This is a genomic window from Paenibacillus marinisediminis (assembly GCF_054343325.1).
Genome location: NZ_JBTGUH010000005.1, coordinates 99,026 through 123,951 on the forward strand (window position 1 = coordinate 99,026; position 24,926 = coordinate 123,951).

At 49.6% G+C, this 24,926-nt stretch carries 16 protein-coding genes; 6 read left to right on the plus strand and 10 right to left on the minus strand.

What is annotated here, in order from left to right:
- Positions 1–83: 83 nt before the first annotated feature.
- Positions 84–1,385, minus strand: a complete 1,302-nt coding sequence (locus ACXX53_RS13385; protein ID WP_458569154.1) for an MFS transporter — start codon at positions 1,383–1,385, stop codon at positions 84–86.
- Positions 1,386–1,673: 288 nt separating this feature from the next.
- Here ACXX53_RS13385 and ACXX53_RS13390 point away from each other — a divergent pair, with 288 nt between their 5' ends.
- The 5 genes from ACXX53_RS13390 to ACXX53_RS13410 all read left to right on the plus strand — a co-directional run bounded on the left by ACXX53_RS13390 (position 1,674) and on the right by ACXX53_RS13410 (position 8,327).
- A complete protein-coding gene (locus tag ACXX53_RS13390; protein WP_458569155.1) occupies positions 1,674–2,063 on the plus strand; it encodes a DUF1093 domain-containing protein in 390 nt (129 codons plus the stop codon).
- 197 nt (positions 2,064–2,260) lie between these two features.
- Entirely contained in the window at positions 2,261–2,722 is a 462-nt protein-coding gene (locus ACXX53_RS13395) for a MarR family winged helix-turn-helix transcriptional regulator (protein WP_458569156.1), read from the plus strand.
- A 232-nt stretch (positions 2,723–2,954) separates the two neighbouring features.
- Complete coding sequence (locus ACXX53_RS13400; protein WP_458569332.1) at positions 2,955–4,670, plus strand: phospho-sugar mutase; 1,716 nt, start codon at positions 2,955–2,957, stop codon at positions 4,668–4,670.
- A gap of 197 nt (positions 4,671–4,867) precedes the next feature.
- A complete protein-coding gene (locus ACXX53_RS13405; RefSeq protein ID WP_458569157.1) occupies positions 4,868–5,947 on the plus strand; it encodes a M42 family metallopeptidase in 1,080 nt (359 codons plus the stop codon).
- Positions 5,948–6,848: 901 nt separating this feature from the next.
- Entirely contained in the window at positions 6,849–8,327 is a 1,479-nt protein-coding gene (locus ACXX53_RS13410; protein ID WP_458569333.1) for an amidase family protein, read from the plus strand.
- A 334-nt stretch (positions 8,328–8,661) separates the two neighbouring features.
- On the opposite strand, the gene ACXX53_RS13415 is transcribed toward ACXX53_RS13410, so the two are convergent.
- A complete protein-coding gene (locus tag ACXX53_RS13415) occupies positions 8,662–10,479 on the minus strand; it encodes a DUF4080 domain-containing protein (protein ID WP_458569158.1) in 1,818 nt (605 codons plus the stop codon).
- Between the two features lie 182 nt (positions 10,480–10,661).
- Positions 10,662–11,447 (minus strand): AAA family ATPase, encoded by a 786-nt coding sequence (locus ACXX53_RS13420; protein ID WP_458569159.1) that lies wholly within the window; start codon positions 11,445–11,447, stop codon positions 10,662–10,664.
- A gap of 129 nt (positions 11,448–11,576) precedes the next feature.
- Between ACXX53_RS13420 and msrA the strand changes: the two genes are divergently transcribed.
- Positions 11,577–12,140 (plus strand): peptide-methionine (S)-S-oxide reductase MsrA, encoded by a 564-nt coding sequence (gene msrA / locus ACXX53_RS13425; RefSeq protein WP_458569160.1) that lies wholly within the window; start codon positions 11,577–11,579, stop codon positions 12,138–12,140.
- Positions 12,141–12,227: 87 nt separating this feature from the next.
- Here msrA and ACXX53_RS13430 read toward each other — a convergent pair whose 3' ends face one another.
- From ACXX53_RS13430 to ACXX53_RS13460, 7 genes are all read right to left on the minus strand, one after another.
- Positions 12,228–13,205, minus strand: a complete 978-nt coding sequence (locus ACXX53_RS13430; protein ID WP_458569161.1) for a diaminopimelate dehydrogenase — start codon at positions 13,203–13,205, stop codon at positions 12,228–12,230.
- A gap of 319 nt (positions 13,206–13,524) precedes the next feature.
- Entirely contained in the window at positions 13,525–13,986 is a 462-nt protein-coding gene (locus ACXX53_RS13435; protein ID WP_458569334.1) for a VOC family protein, read from the minus strand.
- 82 nt (positions 13,987–14,068) lie between these two features.
- Positions 14,069–16,648: a transglutaminase domain-containing protein gene (locus ACXX53_RS13440; RefSeq protein WP_458569162.1), complete on the minus strand. Its 2,580-nt coding sequence runs from the start codon at positions 16,646–16,648 to the stop codon at positions 14,069–14,071.
- 31 nt (positions 16,649–16,679) lie between these two features.
- Positions 16,680–17,705 (minus strand): carbohydrate-binding family 9-like protein, encoded by a 1,026-nt coding sequence (locus tag ACXX53_RS13445; protein ID WP_458569163.1) that lies wholly within the window; start codon positions 17,703–17,705, stop codon positions 16,680–16,682.
- Positions 17,706–17,979: 274 nt separating this feature from the next.
- The gene (locus tag ACXX53_RS13450; protein WP_458569164.1) at positions 17,980–18,939 is read right to left on the minus strand and encodes a LacI family DNA-binding transcriptional regulator; all 960 of its coding nucleotides are present in this window, start codon (positions 18,937–18,939) and stop codon (positions 17,980–17,982) included.
- A gap of 86 nt (positions 18,940–19,025) precedes the next feature.
- On the minus strand, positions 19,026–22,379 hold the full coding sequence (locus ACXX53_RS13455; RefSeq protein ID WP_458569165.1) for a GH36-type glycosyl hydrolase domain-containing protein: 3,354 nt from the start codon (positions 22,377–22,379) through the stop codon (positions 19,026–19,028).
- A 30-nt stretch (positions 22,380–22,409) separates the two neighbouring features.
- On the minus strand, positions 22,410–24,590 hold the full coding sequence (locus ACXX53_RS13460) for a glycoside hydrolase family 3 N-terminal domain-containing protein (protein ID WP_458569166.1): 2,181 nt from the start codon (positions 24,588–24,590) through the stop codon (positions 22,410–22,412).
- Between the last annotated feature and the right edge of the window lie 336 nt (positions 24,591–24,926).

Consider the following 24,926-nt stretch of genomic DNA (forward strand, 5'->3'; position numbering starts at 1 on the left):
ATAAAAATAGTCTCCTCGTACAGAAGGTTAGCAGCTGCATGCCCGCTCTTCTATACAAGAAGACTTTTAGGTTTAATGACTTATTACTGTTGTACCTCAATGGACTTATGAGGCATGATTCTCTTGCCGTTAGCCAACAATGCCTTACGCCCCCAGGTTGCCGCCAATATCAACATGATGATACCGATAACTCCCGTGATGCCTACTGTTTGCACCCATAGCGGCGTACCTTTCATCCAATCGAACAACCGGCCTCCGATGATCGGCCCTAGGAACGTAGCAAAGCCTGTGATGGCCGAATACGTCGCAATAAACATGGGGCGCTCGCTCTTCGGCGTATCCCCAATGATAAAGTTGAACGCCATCTGGTTAAAGCCTCCAGTTCCGATACCAACGAGCGCATGCGCAATGATCAGGCCTACTACTGTCGGCATAACCAGTGTTAATCCCCATGAGAGACAGGACAGCGCAATGATCGGCATCGTGCATAGGAGCAGAAACGTATTACTGTACTTGGTATTCAAATTTCCCCATACGTACATGCTGGACATCGTCGCCAGCGTCTGAACGACAATGATGATCGATACTAGATTGTAGCTGACATGAAGAATGTCCAACATCATATACGAGTAGAATGGAAGAATGATGTTTTGCACAAACAACCAGCACGCAAGCAGCATGACCGCACGTATAAACTTTTGATCGCGCAGAGGCTTCATAAACATCCCGCGAAAGCTTATCTCTGTAGACTTTTCGAGCGGCAGATTAGGGAAAAAGATGAACATGGCAATATCCCAGAGGTTAAATATCAGGATAATGATAAATAAGATCTGGAACCCTTGGCTGCCTGGATAAGCATCCAGTATCTGACCGCCGACAAACAAGACGATGCTGCCAATCGCATTAATCAACGTATTGCGAATACCGAAGTAGCGTCCGCGAACAGATGCAGGTACGATATCCCCCATCATATTCGTCCATATGATTCCAGCGCCCGCGCTAGCCAAAAATGCTATCGTGTACATCACGATATAGCTGGATACCCACCATTCTTTATCGAACAGAAACGGTATTAAGCCGGTCGCTCCCCATAACAGTCGATGGACGCATACCAACCAAAACATTGCCCATTTTGGATAGGTAATCTTTTGCAGCAGGAATGCAAAACCTATCTGTGAGATGTTAACGAATGTCGTGATGGCCAATACAAACCCGATCTGACTGGAAGACGCACCCAAATAGAGCAGATACCCTGTCAGAAACGGTCCGCCGAGCAATGTCATCGCGATAACAGACGGAACACCTTCTATTGTGGCTATCCACAGATTTTTCCGACTATCCGAGAATTTGCGGCGAAACTTAAACTTAGAAGTAAAGATGACCATACACTCCCTTTGAGTCTGGTACTTTGAATCTGGCTGTGTTGCTGAACAAGGAAATGCCCCTTTAATTTAAAGCCATTCTACATCTGAGCTTCCTTAAAAGCAATCGGTTTCATAAAACTATTTTATTGTAAAAAATGGTTTGAAATCCCTTACAAAATCTGAAGCTTACAAAAACGTAAGCTTAGTGTCACTATACACTATTGAGAACCGTCCTTCCTGCCCATTATAATGTATGTATCACTATTCATAATTAAAGGTGGAACCATGAAAAAGATTATAGCATCTGGCATGGCTATTATTTTTATGGCTTTTCTACTGGTCTATATTATGGTTACACCCGATGATGACCTTATTAATATAGCGCAACATTGGGGTACCAAAAAGATGTATGTTCGCATTACCGAAGACGGTATGCTGAAGCCAGCGGAGAAGCTGCAAGGAAAAGAGGACCCTCTATATTATTACTATCTTGTGGCCTATGATGAAGCTGGTGAAGCTTGCACTATATCATTCAGCACCCCAAACAACTTACATCTCAACTCTCTACTCCTCGTTCTCGTCAGAGGAACGATTGATGCAAATGGCAACCATACGGTCGGCGATTATGAACTCGTCGATATCGATAGCGTTCCAGTCACTGTCCGCGAGAAATTAGACCCAAATATAGGATTCAATTAATCCTTGGATGCTCGCATTCTATAGCCTAGATGTTAATTCCTGCTGCAGATTCGTTCTGCAGCTTTTTTATTTTTGGATCAAATAGGAGTACGGGATTGATTCTTCACATCAATAGTTGACAGCTATTCCTCGCAATGCTATATTCATCTCTAGTTCAAGATATTATTTTTCGAGAAATTGATAAGAAGGTGAATGCGATGAGCCCTAACAATCATTTGGACGTTTACGAACCCGACATTCAACGCAGTTTAAAATTAATGGTTGTATTGTCGCGAGCCTCCCGTTCTCTCATGGATACCGCCCAGCAAGATATGAAGCGCTATGAGTTGAATCCATCTGAGTTTGCGGTCTTAGAACTGCTGTTTCACAAGGGTCCTACACCGATCCAACAGATCGGACAAAAGATACTGCTTGCGAGCGGCACGATGACTTATGTCATCGATAAGCTGTCCAGCAAAGGTCTTATCGTTCGGCAGGCATCCGATCAGGATCGTCGCGTCATTAACATTCAGCTAACTGCTGATGGCGAATCATTGATGGAATGCGTGTTTCCTGAGCATGCTCAAGTCATACACGATGCTTGCGCGCACTTAACCACAGAAGAACAGGACACGTTGATTCTTTTATTGAAGAAGCTCGGCAAGTCGTCCCTCACCTAGCTCTGGCTGGGGATGGACGACTTTTTTTACGTCCGATCATGAAACCCTTTCATATAGAAATGCTCTTTTTTCACCACATCAAGCATAACCATGAAATGGATACTAATTGTCACATGCAGAGTAAGCCAAAATCTATTACAATATAGGTTATGCATCCCATTTAATCTAATTATCTGGGAAATATTGTTGCAATAGGCATTCTAATGGCCTTGAAGGAGGAAGTACGTTGACTATGGAACAACGCGCCCACGACATGTATCAAGCGTGGCTCAATGATGCGCTGGTCGATCCAGCACTGAAACAACAACTTCACGATATCGCGGGAAATGAGAAAGAAATCATCGATCGCTTCTATACAGATTTAGCGTTTGGCACTGGCGGACTCCGCGGAGTTATCGGGGCCGGCACAAACCGCATCAATCTTCATACAGTCGGTAAAGCAACTCAAGGCTTGGCTCAATTCCTGAATGCCTCTGTTGCTGCACCATCTGTAGCGATTGCTTATGACTCCCGCCATTTCTCTCCTGAATTTGCACTCGAAGCCGCGCTCGTGCTTGCAGGAAACGGTGTAAAGGCGTACTTATTCGAAAGCCTTCGTCCGACACCGGAGCTGTCTTTCGCTGTTCGCACCCTTCAAGCAAGCGCTGGTATCGTCGTTACGGCGAGTCACAATCCACCAGAATACAACGGCTACAAAGTATATGGCGACGACGGCGGACAAGTGACGCCAGAGTCTGCAAATAAAATTATTACCGAGATCCGCGCGATTTCTTCGCTTGCTGAAGTGAAGAAGCTGTCGCAAGCAGAAGCAGAGGCGCAAGGTATGCTCGTATGGCTTGGCGAAGAGATGGACCAAGCCTATATCAAGGCTGTGTCGGCAGTTAGCCAGAACCCTGAAGTGATCCGCGAGACAAGCGATAACTTCCGCGTCCTCTATACGCCGCTGCACGGTACAGGCAATATGCCGGTACGCCGTGTGTTAGAGACCATCGGCTTCCAGCAAGTACGCGTAGTTGCAGAGCAAGAGCAGCCAGACGGCAGCTTCCCAACTGTGAAGTCGCCGAATCCGGAAGAGCGTGAAGCGTTCACCATCGCCATCAACCAAGCGAAGGAATGGGATGCGGACATCATTATGGGTACTGACCCAGATGCAGACCGTATGGGCGCTGTAGTTAAAGATGCGAACGGCGAATATGTTGTGCTAAGCGGTAATCAAGCTGGAGCAATCATGGTTCACTACATGCTCGATTCTATGAAGCGCAAAGGCACGCTTCCAGAGAATGGCGCCGTTATCAAAACCATTGTAACGAGCGAGCTCGGCGCTGAAATTGCGAAGTCTTTCGGCATGTCGGTTCTGAACACACTGACAGGCTTCAAATATATCGGTGAGAAGATGACTCAGTTCGACCAAACGGGCGAACATACATTTATTTTCGGCTACGAAGAAAGCTACGGCTACTTGGCGGGCAACTACGCTCGCGATAAGGACGCTGTCATTGCCGCTATGCTCATCTGTGAAGCAGGCGCTTATTATAAGACTCAGGGCTTGACTCTGTATGAAGTACTGCAGCAATTGTACAAGGAGCATGGCTATTACCTCGAAGGCCTGCAGACTCGTACATTGAAGGGCGTAGAAGGTGTAGCGATCATCCAAGGCATCATGGAAGACTGGAGAGCGAATGCTCCAACTGAAGCTGGCGGAATTGCGATCGCGAAGACTGAAGATTTCGCGCTGGGACTTTATGATCTGCCGAAAGAAAATGTACTCAAATACCATCTTGCAGACGGAAGCTGGTTTACGCTGCGCCCTTCCGGCACAGAGCCGAAGATCAAGATGTACTTCGCTGTAAAAGGCGAATCCAATGAAGACGCTAAAGCTCGCTTGGCGCAGGTAACAAACGATGTTATGGCACGCATCGACGCGTTTGTTGCTGCGAAGCAAGCGTAGCTACCATACAGTGACCGCTCTTCTTCATGATTAGCGGTCTTTGCTGTGTCAACCTAGCTGTTAATGAGTTTTATCCAGAACCAAATCTGCTATATGACTTGACCCTTGGATAAAATAAATTAATACTTATAAATATCACTAGTACATGACCATGAGTTGGAAACGACTCTTAATTGGTCAAAAAAGGAGTAACTAACATGCAACAAGAAACATTGGATTTATTCCGCAAGTTGACAGAGTTCCCTGCAGCGTCCGGCTTCGAACGCGGGCTGCGCTCCGTTGTAAAGGAAGAGATTTCAAAGTATACGGATGAGCTGATTCACGATGCGCTCGGCGGCATCTACGGCGTCGTTCGCGGCAATGAAGAAGGCCCTCGCGTTATGGTTGCAGGACACTTGGATGAAGTTGGCTTCATGTCCACTCAGATTACAGATACCGGTATGATTAAGTTTACGACGCTTGGCGGCTGGTGGGGACAAGTTGTTCTCGCTCAACAGGTAGATGTCATTACACCAAACGGCCCTATCCGCGGTGTAGTCGGCTCCATTCCTAAGCATCTACTAGATGAAGCAACAGCTAACAAGCCTGTTGATCCAAAGGTTATGTATATTGATGTAGGCGCAGACAGCCGCGAGGATGCCGAAGCAGCAGGCATTCGTCCTGGACAGCAGATCGTTCCTGTATGCGACTTCACGCCGATGCTCAATCCGAAGAAGATCATGGCGAAGGCATGGGACAACCGTTACGGTGTCGGCCTTACGATTGAGCTTCTGAAGGAAGTACATCGCAATAAGATTCAACTGCCTAACATCTTATTCGCTGGCGCGACAGTACAAGAAGAAGTGGGCTTGCGCGGCGCTCGCGTAGCGGCGAACCTGATCCAGCCAGACATCTTCTACGGACTGGATTGCAGCGCGGCTAACGATATGACAGGCGACAAGAACTCATTCGGACATCTCGGCAGGGGTGCCTTGCTTCGCATCTTCGACCCAACGATGATCACACATCGCGGTCTGATCGAATTCGTGCAGGACATTGCAGATACGTACAAGATCCCGTACCAGTACTTCGTATCGCCAGGCGGCACAGATGCAGGACAAGTTCACCTCAGCGGCAAAGGTGTTCCATCGACGATCATCGGTGTTGTTGGACGTTACATCCACACACCGGCTTCCATCGTGCATACGGATGACATCGATGCAGCGAAAGAGCTCCTGATCCAGCTCGTGAAGCACACAGACCGCACAACTTATAACACAATCATAGAGAACGCATAACGATATTCCGAGAGACTGGCCGAGAAGTAGATTCTTCTACTTCTGAGGCTGGTCTCTTTCTATTTACAGCGGCGTTCGGCGGTAAATCGGCGTTGCCTCCACTTGTAGCGGACACAGGAGCCGCTATTTTCGTAAAAACCGGCTTGTTTGGAGGTTTGGCGGACACAGAAGACCTTATTTGCTTCAAAATGATCGATTTTGTGCTCATTCGGTGCAAATAACGGCTCTACGGTCCGTTAGAGCAGTAATATTGCGCTGTTTGCCGCAAATAACGGATCGTGTGTCAATTACTTACTTTCAGTCTTATAACTAGCGGCGTTCGGAGGTGAATCGGTGATGCAGCTCGTTGTAGCGGACACAGGGGCCGCTATTTTCGAAAAAACAGCTTGTTTGGAGTTTTGGCGGACACAGAATACCTTATTTGCTTCAAAATGATCGATTTTGTGCTCATTTAGTGCGAATAGCGGCTCTACGGTCCGCTAGAGCAGTAATATTGCACTGTTTGCCACAAATAACGGATCGTGTGTCCGGATAATAAGAAAGAGACTAGCCTAGAAGTAGATGCTTCTACTTTAGTGGCTGCTCTCTTTCTATTTACAGCATCATACGGAGATAAATCGACCTTGTAACCCGCCGAGTCGGACACAGAAGACCTTATTTGATTCAAAATGGTCGATTTTGTGCTCATTCGGTGCAAATAGCGGCTCTACGGTCCGCGAGTGGGGTAATATTGCGGTGTTAGCCACAAATAACGGATCGTGTGTCAATTACTCCAGCCTCTTCCCATCCAGTTGAATAAATAGCTATACCCATTTTATACTGCATCCAGTTAAAGGAATTCGTATAAGAAACAAGAACAGATTCTATACGACTATTTCATAAGGAGGCACTTATGTTGAACATGAACACGAAGCTGGAGGATTGGATCGTCGAGGCGGATATAACCGCTATGCAGACAGCCATGGAGGCTGGGCAGCTCACTTCCGAACAATTAGTACGAGCCTATCTGGATCGCATCAACAGGATCGATAACGTTATCAACTCGATACTGGAGTTGAACCCAGATGCGATCGAGATCGCACGCGCGCTAGACCAAGAAAGAAGCAGCAGCGGCAGCAGAGGACATTTGCACGGCATCCCTATCCTGTTAAAGGATAATATCGATACTCATGACCGTATGCATACAAGTGCCGGGTCAATCGCTCTGGCTGAATCGTATGCGGCTGAGGATTCTTTCGTTGCTGCTCAATTGCGCGCGGCAGGCGCCGTTCTGCTGGGCAAGGCCAATATGACCGAATGGGCGAACTTCATGTCGCCTACGATGTGGGCTGGTTACAGCTCGCGCGGCGGACTCGTATTGAATCCCTATGGTCCGGGAGACCTCTTTATCGGCGGCTCAAGCTCAGGCTCCGCTGCTGCCACAGCCGCCAGTCTAGCCGCAGGCACCATCGGGACAGAGACATCGGGATCCATAGTCTCTCCATCCAGCTATAATTGTGTCGTTGGCATCAAGCCAACAGTCGGTTTGATCAGTCGCTCGGGCATTATTCCGATTGCGCACAGTCAAGACACAGCGGGACCTATCGCAAGAACAGTTGCGGATGCTGCAATCTTGCTCGGAGCGATGACTGGTGTGGATGAAAACGACGAAGCTACCTATGCCAGTCAAGGACGAAGTTATCGGGACTATACGTCATTCCTGGATGAGAGCTTCTTGCAGCATGCGAGAATTGGGATACCGCGGGGGTATTATAGAGAATTGGATGAGGCAGCGCTCGCCATAGTGGAAGAAGCCATATCAGTGCTGCGTGATAGAGGGGTCACCATTATCGACCCTGTTACGCTGCCCTGTGAGAAGGCACAGTGGAGTTCAGATGTCATGCGCAATGAATTCAAGAAGGATCTGAACGATTATTTGTCCACATTAGATCCTGCGATCCCCGTCCATTCGTTAGAGGAATTGATTCAATATAACGAGCAGCATGCGGAGGTTGCTTTGAAGTACGGGCAAGGTACCCTGATCTGGTCGAATGAAACGAGCGGTACGCTCACCGAGCAGCTTTATCTCGACAGTCTTGCCTATAATAGAGAGCACGCGCGTGCTCAGGGCATCGATTATGTGTTAAAGGAGCATCAGCTGGACGCGCTGCTGTTTCCAAAAGATAAGGGATCAGACATCGCAGCAAGAGCCGGATATCCTCTAGTCATCGTTCCAGCTGGCTATGCAGAGACAGGGGTCATCGCTCCAGGGGGATATAATACGAAAGGTCCCCTCGGCATTACGTTCTCAGGCACCGCCTTCAGCGAGCCTACATTAATTAAGCTGGCATATGGCTACGAACAAGCAACCAAGCACCGTTTTCCACCACAGCTCGGATAGCAGCGCTAGTTTAAAGCACTAGGTGTCGATGGGAAATGGTTTTTACAGCAGCGTTTGGCGGTAAATCGGTGCTGCAGCCCGTTGTAACGGACACAGGAGACGCTATTTTCGAAAAAACAGCTTGTTTGGAGGTTTGGCGGACACAGAATACCTTATTTGCTTCAAAATGATCGATTTTGTGCTCATTCGGTGCAAATAGCGGCTCTACGGTCCGCTAGAGCCGTAATATTGCGCTGTTTGCTGCAAATAACGGATCGTGTGTCCGGATAATAAGATAGGGACTGTCCCAGAAGTCATCCAACATGACCTAGGGCAGTCCCTGCCTGCCTTATCATCATAATTCCTCGATAGGCTCAACCGCTATTGGGAGGTACCTTGGCAGTCCCGCTCGATCCATGGCGGCTGCTAATTCTCCGAATAGCACCAGTATTACGGTTCTCCGACTCGTATCCAAACGGCCGTCAGCATTCCACGCGGTTAAATCGAAAGGCAGAATATCGATCATGCCATGCTTGTGCAGAATTTGTTCATTGATGTCATACGAATCCCACACCCATAACTGGTTACCTTCTGTCTGCGAAAATGGCTTAACGTGATCCGCCCATGTGTCAGCAGCGTACTTCAACCATGCATTCAATTCACCCTTTTCGAGCTGCTTCCACCACACAGCCCGCGGCTTATGACGATGCTGCAGCATATAATCAAGATGCATCATGCCGCGAATCGCCTCTAGCTGCACTGCTTCCTGCTCCATCAGAAATTGCTCCATGCGCGCGAATAGATCCGCCAGCTGATGCCCGATTCTCGACCAGCCCTGGCGCGCCCAGAAGGCACCGAAGGATTGGAAGAAATCCCACGGCGTTTCAAATGCAAGCGCAAGGCACATCTCAATCGAGCGATCCGCACGATTGTCATTCCAATATTTTTCCAATATATCCTCGACCTGCTTGATCCGCACGACATCGTCAAACGGCAGAACGCTATTCGACAACATTTCATATGGAGCATGATCCATATACTTATAACCATATTGCTCCGCATCGCGCCGCAGACCCGTTCCACGCAGCAGCTTCAGGAAGCCCAATTGCAGTTCTTCTGGACGCAACCGGAATACGTCATTAAATGTCTTCTTAAAGGAAGCGTAGTCCTCGCCTGGCAACCCTGCGATCAGATCAAGATGCTGGTCAATGCGTCCGCCCTCTTTGATCAGATTCACAGTCCGGCACAGCTTTTCCCAGTTCTGACGCCGCTTAACTAAACGATTCGTCTCCTCATTCGTCGATTGAATGCCGATCTCAAATCGAAATACGCCATGCGTTGCATGCTCATTCAGAAACTCCAACACTTCCGGCCGCATAATATCAGCCGTGATCTCAAATTGAAAGACACATCCGTTATGGTTGTCGATCAAAAATTGAAAGATGTCCAGCGCATAATCCCGATTAATGTTAAAGGTTCGATCGAGAAATTTGATCGTTCGCGCCCCTTGATCAATCAAGTATTTTAGATCCGCCTTCACCCGCTCCTTGTCAAAATACCGTACGCCCGTTTCTGTACTCGACAAGCAGAACTGACAGCTGTACGGACAACCGCGGCTCGTCTCGAAGTAAACGATTCGTTTGCCGATCTCCTCCGAGTCTTCTACAAATCGGTACGGTGTAGGAATGGTATCCAGCTCTAGCTTATCCGTCTGCAGCTGCACACGAATCTCTTCAGGATGGAGTCGATCACGCCATGCAATCCCGGGGACACCCTCAAACCCGCTCCCATTCGCGCATCGGGTGAGGAGCTCCTTGAAGGCCGCCTCCCCTTCGCCCATCACGATAACATCAATGCTCGGCTCACGCCGCATGAAATGCTCAGGATCGAACGATACCTCCGGACCGCCCAGAATGATGCGGACTTGCGGCAGTACTTTCCGCAGAAGCGCTGCTGTTTGCAGCGTCTCTTCAATATTCCATATATAACAGGATAGACCCACAACATCTGGCTTCCGATTAAATAAATCAGTCACAATATGCAGAATCGGGTCCTTCACGGTATACTCAACCATCTCAATATCAAACTCATCACCCGCATATGCCTTTAATAAGCGCAGCGATAGAGCTGTGTGTATATACTTGGCGTTAATCGCCGCAACAACAGTTTTCATCGTTAAGACTTCCTTCGTATTCGACGTATAAGTATGCGTGTGAGCGTGCAACTAGCGTGTAACTAGCGAGTAACGCATGATTCACGTTATAGCTCACATCGACCCTTACCGTACCGAATCGCCATAACGGCGTCTATGGTGGAAGTCACAAGGGGATAATCTGGCATAGATAAGATCAATCTCTATACTTCATCCGATCTATAAGGCCCCAAAAGCTCGCGCAGCATCCGCTCGCGATCATTTAAGAAGGACTTCGTGATCGCATAATGCTCCGTATCCTCCAGTTGGGTCAAGCGCACTCCCTCCGCATCCAGCACATAAATATCCGCATTCGGATACGACATGAGGATCGGAGAATGTGTAGCAATAATAAACTGCGAGTTGGCCTCCACGAGCTCGTGCATGCGGACGATGAGCGACATCTGTCGCAGCGGCGACAGCGCGGCCTCGGGCTCGTCCATCATATACAGCCCATTCCCGCCTAGACGATGCATAAAGGTCGCGAAGAAGGCCTCCCCGTGCGACTGCTCATGCAGCGAGCGGCCTCCATAGGAGTCCTTAATCGGCGGCGCGGTGGCTGGCTCCGCATCCAGCCGTTCGATCTCGGAGGCGACATTGTAGTAGCTCTCCGCCCGCAGGAAGAAGCCATCTTTCGGACGCTTCAGCCCTCGGCTTAGCCGTAGATACTCATGCAATTCCGAGTGGGAGGCCATCGTCTTAAAGTTGAAGTTCATCGAGCCCCCCTCTGGATTGAAGCCGCAGGCAACGGCAATCGCTTCGAGGAGCGTCGATTTCCCGCTGCCATTTTCACCGACGATAAAGGTTACCGGCCTGCGAAATGCCAACCGATCCAGTCCACAAACCGCATTCAATGCGAACGGGTAGCTCCGAAAACTGGGCACCTCATCCCGCTTTAATGAGATTTCCTTCAAGTAAAGCACCTGCCCGTCCCGATCGATAAGGCTCATTATGTTCACTCACCTTCTGTTTGATCTTCCCAAGCTGCTGTTATTCGCTGTACACTACTACTAATTGTACTAGATGCATAGATGGATAAGCCACTATTAACCATCGGCGTAGAGGAGGTCGTGCAATCCATGAAAGATGAGAAGTTCACATTAGCTGCTGATACTGAAAATGTAGAAATAGCAACCTTTGCAGGAGGCTGCTTCTGGTGTATGGTGAAGCCATTTGACCAATGGGATGGGGTACACGCAGTTGTATCCGGCTATACGGGAGGTCAGATCGACCATCCGACCTATGAGCAGGTAAAGACGCAGACAACAGGCCATCTGGAGGCGGTTCAGATCAGCTATGACTCGCGCAAGATCAGCTATGAGCAGCTGCTAGAGTTATTCTGGGCGCAGATCGATCCGACGGATGCTGAAGGTCAATTCCAAGATCGCGGAGAGTCCTACACAACAGCGATCTTCGTTCATACGGAGAAGCAGCGAGAGCTTGCCGAAGCCTCACGTAACGAGCTCGCAGCCAGCGGGCGGTTCGACAAGCCGATCGTCACTCCAATAAGGGATGCGGCACCATTTTACCCGGCTGAGGACTATCATCAAGACTATTACCGCAAGGAGCCGGAGCATTATAAGCAGGATCGCGCGATGTCGGGGCGGGATGAATTTATTCAGGAGCACTGGTCTACCAGCTAAATGAAGCTCAGATGCCTTATACAATAAAAAGACAGCTGTCCAAAGGGCTAGGAAACCCTTAGACAGCTGTCTTGCTACGGTATGATGTTACAGCAAACGGCCGCGCAGCTCTGCTGCAGATTTCGGCGACAGCAGTCCGAACGGAATGTCGAACACCGTGCGCGCTCCGCTCTCACCGCGTTGTGACAAACGGTATGCCGCGCGAGCATAAGCAACCAGTACGCTGGACGTAAACTCTGGATTGCTGCCCAGGTTCAGGCCGAATTCCATAATCTGCTTCGTGCCTTCGCCTGTTGTACCGCTGCGGAATACAAGCCCGCCATGCGGCATTGCGCTGTGGTTAGCCTTCAGTTCTTCTTCGCTAATAAAGTTCACGATCGTATTGTAATCGGAGAAGTAGTTTGGCATCGTCTTGATCTGCTCTTCGATGCTTGCTTGATCTGCTCCCTCTTCCGCTACAACAAAGCATTCACGAATGTGCTTGTCGCGAGTCGTAAGCTCAGGATTCTCTCCTGCACGAACTTTGGCAACTGCTTCATCCGATGGAATTGTATACTGCACGCCGCCCTTAACGCCTGGAATACGGCGAATAGCGTCGGAATGTCCTTGGCTGACACCGCGTCCCCAGAACGTATACTCATGGCCTTCTGGAAGCACGGATTCGAACAATAGACGATTCAAGGAGAATAAGCCTGGATCCCAGCCTGTTGAAATGACCGAGATATGACCGTTCGCTTCTGCTTCCGCATTCACTTTATCAAAATATTCTGGAATGCGCGCATGCGTATCGAAGCTGTCCACCGCTGTAAAATGCTTCGCGATAGCTGGACCTTGTTCAGGAAGGTCTGTAGCAGAACCTCCGCACAGAATCATAACATCGATCTTACCTTTATATGCTTCCACTTCAGACAGCGAAACCGCTGGTACACTTGCATTTACACTTTCAGGGGATCGACGAGTAAATACAGCGACGAGCTCCATATCTGGATTCTGACGAATTGAATACTCAACACCGCGACCTAAATTACCATAACCCACAATACCAATACGAATTGGCGCTTGCATACTTCCACTCCCTTTATATCAAATCTGAATACAGTATATAAGAGATATTATAGTATTTTCAATGTACGGCAGAATGCCGTGTACATCATCCTGAGCATCTCTCATTTACTCCATTATTCTACCTCAATCGCTCAAACGCTTCTTATTCTGCCCTGTGAACAGCATTTCATGTATTTAGTTCCGCGCCTGACACCGCTCGCCATGCATGAATCAATCCAAACTTTCGTCCATATTGTGCAAATAGAAAAGTAAGCTGCCGACTGGAATACAGCAAAGGCGGCCCCGCAGGCCGCCTCTGTGTTCCATATGGAGATTGTATCTATCCACGATGATCATGTTCCAATAGTTCAATTAACACCTTCAGATCCTTGACCGAGTCCATATAAGCGTACCGACCGCCTGTGTACTCACCCTTCTGCACCAGCGGAATGCCGCTGTTCGCAAGCAGTGTGATCTTCTCTTTCATGCCTTGAATGCCGAAGGCAATATGATGCACGCCTTCCCCGTGCTCATCGAGAAATTCACGCCATGTGCTCGGATGCTCATCCGGCTCAATCAGCTCAATCTGCAGCTGCCCGCAGTTGAAGAACGCCAGCTTCGCACGCGCGACTGTCGAAGCACCCTTGTACTCGGTCTGGGATTTATCTACCGTATCCGTTAAGAACCATGCCGGCTTCTCCACACCGAGAAAGTCAGCATAGGCTTGGGACACCCGATCAATATCTTTAACGATGATGCCAATCTGAGTGACTACGTTCGTTCCCAGCACACCATTTTCCATATTCCGATCGTCTCCTTTATGCATCTATTCAGTAGGGTTCAGCCCAGCATGATTCTACGTATATACGTTATATAAGTTCCATTTATAGATTGTTCAGCGTCTTCACAATGTCTGCCCCGATGCCGAGCTTATAGCCTTGGAATCGGTATCTCACTTGATGCTGCTTATCCACGACGAGAACTATCGGATACTCCTGACCGTTCCAGTCGCCAATTGCAGATTGCATCGCAGCCAGGCATTCGCCGCCCTTATCCACATCATACGTCGTGCGTTCAGGCAAGCCATCCATGCTGAACGTGCCGCGGTCCCGCTGGTCTTCCGCCAGCAGCGCGATACGTCCGCCCCATTGATCCAGCTCTGCCTTCAATTCACGCAGCTCGCGTGCCAGATGCTTGGATGGCTCACGCTCAGGATCCAGCCATGCCAGCACTGCGCATTCATTCGCCGCTTCTTCACCCGCGATGTCGGCAAGCGCAGCGCGCTGTGCTTCCGTGACTGTGCCTAGAACAGGCACTGCAATCTCTTCCTTGCGGAATTGGATCGTCGTATTCGTCACTTCGCCTTCGGATACCGTGAAGTAAGCAAATCGAACCAATACCGAGCCGTTTGTGAGGCGTGTGCCTGTCGTGATACGGTATTGACCGCTGTTCACCTCAATCGGCTTATCATACACTTCTTTCTCGCCGTGCGGCAATGTCAGCGTGCGATAGATGCCGTTCTCCAGCAGCGCCAACGAGAAGTTCATACCGTATGCCGCTTCTGGATCTCCTTCTTGACCGCTGCGGCAGAATTGGACATAGCCGGTAGACGCCTTGCTTACAGCTGCGCTTGCATCCGCTTCGAAGCTCGCGTCGTTCCACTGACCCGCGTACCAGTATTGCGGACGCGCATTCAGCGGTTCCAAGCGCGCTGGAATCCCGATGCTGCGCGCGATTGCTACGAAGCAGATGTTCCGGCTCAAGCGATCGACATGCTTCAGCTGGAATGCGCCGACCGGCGTCGCCATGCCCTGATAGCGGTCCTGATCGCTCAACACTTCGATCTCTTCCGCGATGCGGTCAACTAACGCTTGCGGATACTGCGCATAGATGGCGCGATCCGCCTCCGCAATCTCCGCTTGGAAGAATGCGCGGTAAGGTCCGATCATCTCAAAGTGAACGCGCGGACATTGCACATACTTCACGAACAGCTCATCATCTTCGATCTGATCACGGAATGCCACGGACCCGTTCAGATGATCCTCAAGCGTCGGGATCATCGTATCCTGCGGATCCTTCGGACGCAGCGATTCAAGCAGCTTGAGCGCATACTCGCCGTGAATCGGCGTCTGCTGCTGCAGGAACTTGGCAATCTCCGGGCTATTGCCTCTTGCGTTCTTAATCACTGCCCATACGCGATCCTGCGGCAGACCGAGCTCATCCGCAAGTGTGTTCGACTGCTCTTCATTCCAGAAGCCTGCTTCGAATGCCGTGCGGATCGCTGTGCCGCGCTGGACGCGAGCATCGTTGGCTTCACGTTCTGCATCGCTCATCAGATCATCGCTGCTGTCTGGGATCTCCACTGGCGCTGCCATCGTGAAGTCCAGCGTTTCCACCTGCTCCGGATTCGCCTGCAGCGTCACTTCGAACATCTGAGCATCGCCTACAGAGATCTTGCGATAGCCCCAACCATCTTCATTGCGAACATGGATCAGCAGGTCGCCGTAACCAGTCGTGAATTGAACCTCGCCCTTGTCATTGGTCGGCAGCGTGCTGACTGAGTAGAACTCAGCAAAGTTGTACATCTGAAAATGAACATCCGCATGTACCGGCTTGCTATCCTCATCCACGACTTTAATCGTAATCGTCTTGTGAGGGGCATAGTTGCTGAGCAGGTTAATCTCCGTATACCACGGGTGATTGGAGCAAGTCTCCTCCGGTCCGCAATAATCAGCGGACACTCGCGTGTTCACGAGCATCGCGCGGCGCGAAGGCGCGCGGAACCAGCCTTCGTTCAGGCGTGCTTCCGGCTCGCATGCGCCGAGGAAGTGCCACGTGCCGTCCGCCCACGCTTCAACCCATGCATGGTTCGAGTCACAGTGCGCCCAGCGCGGCGTATAGCATTGACGCGCAGGAATACCGATGCTGCGCAGCGCGGCTACGCCCAGTGTCGATTGCTCGCCGCAGCGTCCCAGCGCTGTACGCATCAGCGTCAATGGAGCGACGGTGCGCATATCCGAACCCACATAAGTTGCACGCTCATGGCACCAGTAGTTCGCTTCGAGAATAGCATCGTACATCGACTTATCTTTCACGCGGTCATACAGCTCTTGAAAGATGACTTCGCGGTTGTTATCGATGTTCTCATTGTTAACACGATACGGAAGCACAAAGTTGAGGAAGATATGAAATGGAATCTTATTTCCCCAAGGCGTCAATTCACGTGTCTTCAACGTACGGCGCACATGCGCAAGGAAGAACTCGCCGTCATAATCAGCCAGATCATGCAGCGGCATGTAGGCATACAAGAACTGCAAGCACATGCGCTCTTCATTCGTCAGCGGCTGCTCAAATACACTGAACAACGCTTCCTCCCGTCCTGCAGCTATTTTCCGTTTATATTGAAACTTCGCTTCCATCTGCTCCAACATGCGCTCATCTGCGAAGCCCACCAAATTTGTCATATCATTCACCCGTCCTATGTCAAATGTTGAATCATTCAAACCATACTTTGCCGTCTTCACGGATACGGATCCAGCGTTGCCCATCGCTTGCCTGTTCAGATACCTGGAACATGTTGCCCATCGCTTCAATGTGCGGATCTATGCTCCATACATCATTTCGCTTGAGCTCTGCGAATTCATCCGTAAACGTGCCATGCTCGGCATAATATTGGCGCTGGCGATAATACAGCTTCCGCAGCTCCCACTTGATCAGCTCATCCGCAGGCATCTCGAACTTAAGCTCTCCTTGCGCGCCATCTTCAAATAGGACGAAGCCCCACATTTCCGGATAGTGCATATTGATAATTCCTTGCGGACTCCATACCCAGTTATCTTCTGGGTAAGCAGAGTTCGTAGCTGGATTAATGACCTTCTCATACTTGCCGTTCTTGACTTCCGCTTGCCACTCCACACGAGAGAAGTTAATGCGCCAGTACTCGCCATGCTTCGGCTTGCGCCCTTCCGGCGCGCACTCCTTCAGCACGCTCCACGGCATAGCAACCTCTACACTCCAGCCCTTATTGGCTGCAGCAGGGTTGTTAACCTCGCCGTTGATATGAACCGCGGTTTGGATACCGCGAATATCCCAGGAGTTAATAGCAGGTCCACCGTCACGATATGGCTTCGGCAGCAGCAGATCCCAGATCGTATTCAAGGCATTTATCTCAAATTCATAATAGTTGTGAGTGTCTCCATCTGGATCTATGAAGATTTCAAAGTCATTATCGTAGAAAATAACGGAATCACGTTCAGTCTGATATGCCCAGATCTGATCCTCTTCCATCTCCGCTCCAAAATACAAATATTCATCATCCCAGAGCATCTTAACTCTAGTCCATTTATTAGGCAGCGGCTTCGCGTCGCCTTCAATATCAACGAAATCATCTGTCCAAGGAGCATGCTCCCAAAACGGCTTATCCAGTCGTCCGTCAAGCTTAAACGCTTCCTTCGCCCGCTGACACACATAATGCTTAGGATTAAACGCGGAATGCGGCTCCGGAATAGCGCTTCTATTCATACTTAAATCCTCCTCAAAGATGAATACATGTGATTGTTGGAGTTCATGATGAACCTATTTTACATCTATATACTAGATGGATATGTAAGCATATTCAATAGAATACGGCTTATTTCCATAAAATAAGTTATCGGTAACCCCTATATCAGAATTTATACCGCTAAACTTTTTCTTATGTACCGAAAATAAATTAAGGGTTGACCCATAGTCATGGTCATAGACATGACATATGAGACAGCCCCTAGTGAATAATCTTCAATTCCTGATCTGCGGTTTAGCTTACCGAATCGGACTTGATAAGCGTGACATAGATACGTTCCCGATCCACCGACTCATCTGCAATCAGCTTTAGCAGCTTCTCCGAAGCTACAGCACCCCATCTTCGCTTTGAATAATCGATCGTCGCAAGGCGCGGATGCACGAACTCCGCTAATTCGATATTATCGAAGCCGACGATGTGAACATGCTCACCGATACGATAAGGCGAATTTCTCAATACGTTGTACATCCCGATCGCCATCTCATCGTTCAGGCAGAATACGCCCACCGGCTCCGTATACTCTTCTATAATGCGCTTGGCTGCTTGTTCGCCGCTCGACTTCAGAAAGTTCCCTGGAATCTCGATATATTCGAGCGGTTGGTTCCGTTCAATAGTTTGTCGCACCGCGCTCATACGTTGATCGGAGTCGAAAGAGCCGTTTGGCCCTGTCATGACATATAGCTTCCGATAGCCTGCTTCTATCAGATACTCTACGGCAAGCGTAGCCCCTGCCATGTTATCCAACAGCACCTGACAAACGTTATCATGATCGAGCTCACGATCCAACACGACCAGCTTCTGCCCGCGATTCGCATACTGCAGCAATTCTTCGCTTGGAAAGAAACCGTCCAATATGATTGCGCCATCCAGCAGTCGTTCAGCCAGCAGTCGATGAGATTGCGGGCCGCTGCATATGATCAGCTCATAGCCCTTCTTATTCAGAACCTCTTTCATACCCTGCAGCAATTCACCATAAAAAGCGCCATCAAAGTCAGTTAAATAAGCGCCAATTATTTTCGTTTCCCTCTTCTTCAACGTTCTCGCGGCAGCATTCGGAATGTAGTTCAACTCTTTTGCGACCTCAAGTATTTTCCTGCTTGTCTCTGCCGTCACTTTCGGACTACCGTTTAAAGCATATGAAACCGTAGAAATGGAAACACCTGCTTGTCTGGCAATATCCTTAATACTAACCACGATACTCGCTCCTATCGTTCATTGCATGAATACTATTACTATAACAAATCATGCGGCGATCTCGAAAGACCGCCGCAAGGAAAATTTTACAACTGAATAACAATTAGATTTTGTTGATCCTTCAACAGCTCATTAAGCTGATGGCGATTGATTCGCACGCCACCTTCACGGTAACGGTTCGACACTGCTTCAGCTGCAACTGCCTGCCCATTAATTGTTACTTGAGCTGCAGAACTGCCGCTTAGTCGGTATTCAAATTGTACGTTACAGCCGTTGAACATAAAGTCAAAGCGAAGTCCATCCAGCTCACGCGGCAGCACTGGGTCAATGACTAGGTCTCCCCCGTCTTGACGAATGCCGAGACAATTCGAGATCAACTGGTTCATGTAGATCCCTGGGCCGCTCGAATAGATGCGCCATCCGCCTTTTACCTTCACAGTCCCTTTACGCAGCTCATCGAATCTCTCTTGAGCCTCATAGCGTGTGTTGAACTTACCGTCCGAGCTGCTGAAGTAGGAATTGCTCTGACGAATCTCAGCATTCGGCACTACATCGCGCAGGCCAACTGGATTGATCATCTGCAAGCCAGTCCAAGCCTCATCCGCTTTACCCAGCTTCGCCATCGCTTCTACAAAGCGAATATGCGCATGAACATACTGCAAGCCAACTTCGCGTCCGAAGTTAGATGCCTGCTCGGCACGCTTGAAGTTACGGCTGACTCCGCCCGCATAGTGAGCTGGACGGTTCATCAAGCGCACGCCGTCCGGGCAGTACAGCTCTTTCTTAATAAGCTGATAATGAGCTTCTGCTTGCTCATCTGTCAGCAACTCGCTGATCATGCTACGAGTCATCGGCAGCAGGCGGTACTGAATGCCTGTCTTCTTATCCGTAGGGTGAAGCATGAGCTCAGCTTCTCCTGGGTTCTCCATATAGACGAAGCCAGGAATGACACCGGACGAGAGCATATAATGGTTGTAATCCGCTTTGATGCCCGCAGCCAATTCGCTTAGCTCAGCAGCAGCAGCCGGCTCAGCTTCTGCAAGCACCTCCGACAGCTGATTGAACACTTGGTATGTCAATGCTACTGTCCAGCTGCTGATCATATAACGCTTCAATTGCTTGTTAGCAGGCTGAAGTGTATCATCCCAGTCTCCATCGCCGTACGAAGAGAGATGCGTATCATGCAAGAAGTGCTGCTTAATATATTCAAGCTCCTTCTTCGCGTGACCGAGCAGCGTATCTGTCGTCTCAGTGAAAACGAAGCCTTCACGCTTCGTATATGGCACTTGTTCTTGCAAGATTGTAAAGTCGTATGTCGCGCGCAAATAATCGCTCAGCACCTTAAGCGGCCATACGATGATGTCGCCGTGGCTTTCTTCCTGCTGGATACGATAGTAGCGGTCGAACATGAACCATTGCGGCCAGTTGCCATCGTCCTCATACTGATGAGAATACACAGTCTTCAGAATATCGCGCACTTGCTCGTATTTCTGTGTCGCCATAAAGTACTCTGTCGGTCCTTGGCAGACGTCGCGTGTACCCCATGCCGCGCCGCCATATTGTTCAAGTCCGTGCGGTACGGAATAGTGAACGAGCATGTTATGCGTATACCAGTGGGCAAGCGCATTAAATTTCTCCAGCTCTGGATGCGCTGCTCCATTGTCATGAGAGAGATGGAAGCCGTTCATCACGGTATTGATAAATTCACGGTACGCCGCAATCTCAGCTGCTTCATCCATATGTTGAATCGAGCTTTCCCCGCCATTCAATAGCCCCTGTAAAGTAAAGCTCCACTCACTGCTTGCACCTAGCTCAAGCACAACGAGCGATGCTGATCCGGATTGAACATGCTCAGCTAACGCTACTTCATCCTTAACTTCCATATCTGCTCCAGTCACGCTCATGTGGTAGCACAATTCTGGAAGCGTGCTCGCGCTGTCAGAAGCAGCATCTGCGCGGAACGTCAAAGTCGAACCTGTGTGCTCCATACGGTAAGGAACGAGATACTCATTATTGTTCATCGTCAGCTGATTCGTTACCAGGTAGCGATATGCTTTACCGCTTTCCGAGCGAACGTTCAGCTGCAATTGCGGCTTATCGAGCGCGGTAAAGCTAGTAATGATGAGCATGTCGTCTGCCATCTTGTAGTACCAACGAGCATAGTTGAAGCCGATCTCGTAGAGAGAAGGCATCGTCAACAAGCGATACTCGCCTTCATATTCAACATAAATTCGCTGCCCTGACGTTTTCAACACATTCAGCGCGTTGCGGGCATTCGTCATCATTTTATTGTTGGACGTGTTGCCCAACACGATCTGCGAATTGAACATCCCGTACATATAAGAAGTAGATGTTAGCACATGTTCATTCATGCGCGCATTGTCGCCAGTCATCACGATGTGGCCATGCGGACGTTCAACCTGCATTTCCTTCGCTTTCAACACCACATGCTCATACGTATCTGTAAAGAAGGACAGCAGCTCTTCGCCTTCCCGTTCTTCTTGACCGCGGTGCGGGAAGTAGCGATCCAGCTCTTCCTTCGTCATTGGCTCCGCATGCATTGGCGCACCAAGACGAGCTGCTGCACATACCTTAGGCTCCGCCTGAGCTTCTACCTTCGGCATCGCCTCTACTTGAGCCCATGCGTCGCGCACTTCTTGTTCGTACTCTACCGCCGCAATCGCTTCAGCATGATCTGATTTCACCATTCCGTAAAATACGAATCTAGCATCACCCTGCAATTGAACTCGTTCGGATTGCAGCGCTGTATAGGCAAACTCATATTGATAGACTTCATTGTTCAGTGATTGCTGCTTAAGCGCTTCTGGCTCATTCGTTTCTTTATAGGACAAGCCGTAGAATTGGAAGCCGTCCGTCGAATAGCCGATCGCTTTCGTCAACGACCCTTGTTGAGCATATGGGAATCCGCTCACCATCGGTTGATTCTGGCGCGAGCATACCACATATCCGCGCTTCTCATCTTGGAATACAGCATGATCCACATATTGTGACATGTAGGACTCATTCGCGCGTACTGCGCCTTGATCAGCCAAGCCAAGATCTTGACCGTAGATCACATCGATCTCTGCTCCGTTCCCTTTGACATGGACATCCCAGAACCAGATGCCTGCAGAAGTCAGCGTAAAGACAACTTCATACGATACTCCGTCTGTTTCGCCCTGCCACAGCACACGAGATGCATCAAAGCTTACACGGCTTGGTGAATGGATGCCCAGCATAGGTACAACACGAATCGCACCCTTATCGTGGATTCGCAAATACAAGTTGTTCATAGAACCGTCAATCGGATTGGATATCACTTGGTTAACCATAATGTTGCCGCACTTGATATCGCGAATATCTCCGCTTGACATAAACGTAAATATCAGTTCACCCGCTTGAATCGGGATAATTGAATTATTACTCTTCGTCGCTTTCATGAGTGTCATCGTCTCCAATCGCTGTAATCTCTACTTCTTTAATGTAAATCCAAGCTCCTGAACATCTCTGCTGTTAGAACCAACATAAGCGGAGAATGTACCGGCGTCACTTCTATATTGCAGATCCGCATGATGATAGCGGAGCTGTTGTTCCGTTATTGTAAATGTCACTTGTGTGCTTTCACCCGGCAGGAGCTTCACTTTACGGAATGATTTCAATTCCTTCAAAGGACGGACTACATCTCCTGAATGATCGCGAACATAGAGCTGTACAACCTCTTCCCCTTCTTGATCGCCAGTATTCGTAACTTGAATCGTGACTTCAAGAGGCTGTTCTTCTGTCATCTGCTGCGCAGACAGAGCCGCCTCTCCATAGGAGAAAGTCGTATAGCTCAAGCCGTATCCGAATGGAAGCAGCGCTTCGTTCGGAATGTCCAGGTACTGCGACACATATCGCACTTGGGCATCTGGAGCACCCTGCGGACGACCTGTATTGAAATTGTTGTAGTACACCGGAACCTGTCCTACGCTGTACGGGAATGACATCGTCAGCTTACCGGACGGATTAGCTTCACCATACAGCAGCTTCGCTACAGCCGCGCCGCCGTCAGTTCCCGGATACCACGCTTCCAGCACCGCGTCTGCTTGATCAATCACACCGTGAAGATCAAGCGGACGGCCGTTGAAGAGCACGACAGCCATCGGCTTGCCAAGCGGCTTCAAAGCCGCGATCAGTTCCAGCTGGACAGCAGGCAGGCGAATATCCGCACGGCAGCCTGCTTCACCGCTCATATCGGAGTGCTCGCCAAGTGCAAGCACGATCACATCAGCTGCCTTCGCCGCCTCAATCGCGGCTTGCAGCTGCCCTTCCGCCGCGCTCTCGATGCCGCAGCCTGGAGCGATCGCGATCTGCGCAGCTCCCGCGATGCTGGTCATGCCATCAGCAAGCTGGATCGCTTCGTCGCGCGAGCCGAGCCATGACCACGGCCCAAGAATGTCGCCGTTCTGCGCAAACGGGCCGATAAGCGCCACCTTTTGCTCTTTGGCAAGCGGCAGCACGCCGTCGTTCTTGAGCAGCACGCACGCCTTGAGCGCTGCATCGTGCGCCGCGCGGCGATGCTCATCGCTCATCACAACCGCTTGCTCCAGCTCAGGATCTGCCCCGCGCAGCGGATTCTCAAACAACCCCAGCTTCGACTTCAGCTTCAGAATACGAAGCACCGCTTCATCGATCAGCGCTTCATCTACCTCGCCGCTCTCTATTAATTCATTCAGATGATGCTCATAGCACGAGGTCATCATTTCAATATCTACACCTGCACGGATTGCCTTACAAGCAGCTTCCTTTTCATCAGCGGCTACACCATGCGGAATCATTTCCTTAACTGCGCCCCAATCGGATATAAGCACGCCGTCGAAGCCCCACTCATCGCGCAGCAGGTCGCGCATCAATCGCTTATTGCCGCTTGCCGGCACACCATCTACTGTATTGAAGGCTGTCATCACCATCTCGCAGCCTTCTTCAAGCGCCGCTTTATAGGAAGGTAAATAATATTCGCGACGCATCCATTCAGACATGTCGACCGTATTGTAATCCCGGCCTCCTTCTGCTGCGCCATATGCCGCAAAGTGCTTCACGCACGCTGCAACCTTGCTGGTGTCATTGCTCAGATCGCTTCCTTGAAATCCGCGTACGAACGCGCGAGCGAACTCCCCGTTCAAGTACGGGTCCTCGCCTGTCGATTCCATCACGCGCCCCCATCTCGGGTCACGCACTAGATCGACCATCGGCGCGAAGGTTACATGAACTCCTGCAGCAGCCGCTTCTTTCGCAGCGATCGCCGCGCTTTGCTCCGCAAGCTCCATATCCCAGGAGCATCCGATCGCAAGCGGAACCGGGAAGATCGTTTTGTAACCGTGAACAATATCCGCCATAACGAGTAGCGGAATACCCAATCGGTTATTCTTCATATGAGTCTCTTGAACTGCTGCTACACTAGCAGCCCCAGTCAACCCCAGCACAGAACCCGAATTACGAACCGTTTCTTCAGTGATACCTAGGGAGGCCATTGGACCGGTAATTTGCCCTTCACTATTTACACCTTCATAAAAAGGTGGTGCCAATTGCAGCAGCTGCGCGATCTTCTCAGCACGTGTCATCTGCTTCATTAATGATATCAATTGTTGTTCCGTCAAAGGTATAACCTCCATCTCATGGCCAGCCCCATGTTTCAAGTTGAATGATACTGGGTAACTTTGGCTCTATGTTGCTCTTCGTCAGTAATTGAAAACTAAAAACGCATTTTCGAAACGTTTTTATTCATATGAATTTGATTATAAAGCTCTGTTTTAATACAGTCAACTGTAACAATAATGCGATTACAAAGAAATCGAATCGTTTTTATTTTTTAGAAAAATGTACTTGAATGCGATTTCAGAATAGTTTATACTGTGAATCGAAACGTTTTGATCTCATACAATACCGCTTTCATAGTTACATTATTGACATATCGAAACGTTTCAAGACAACGCTTTATTTCGAGCCTT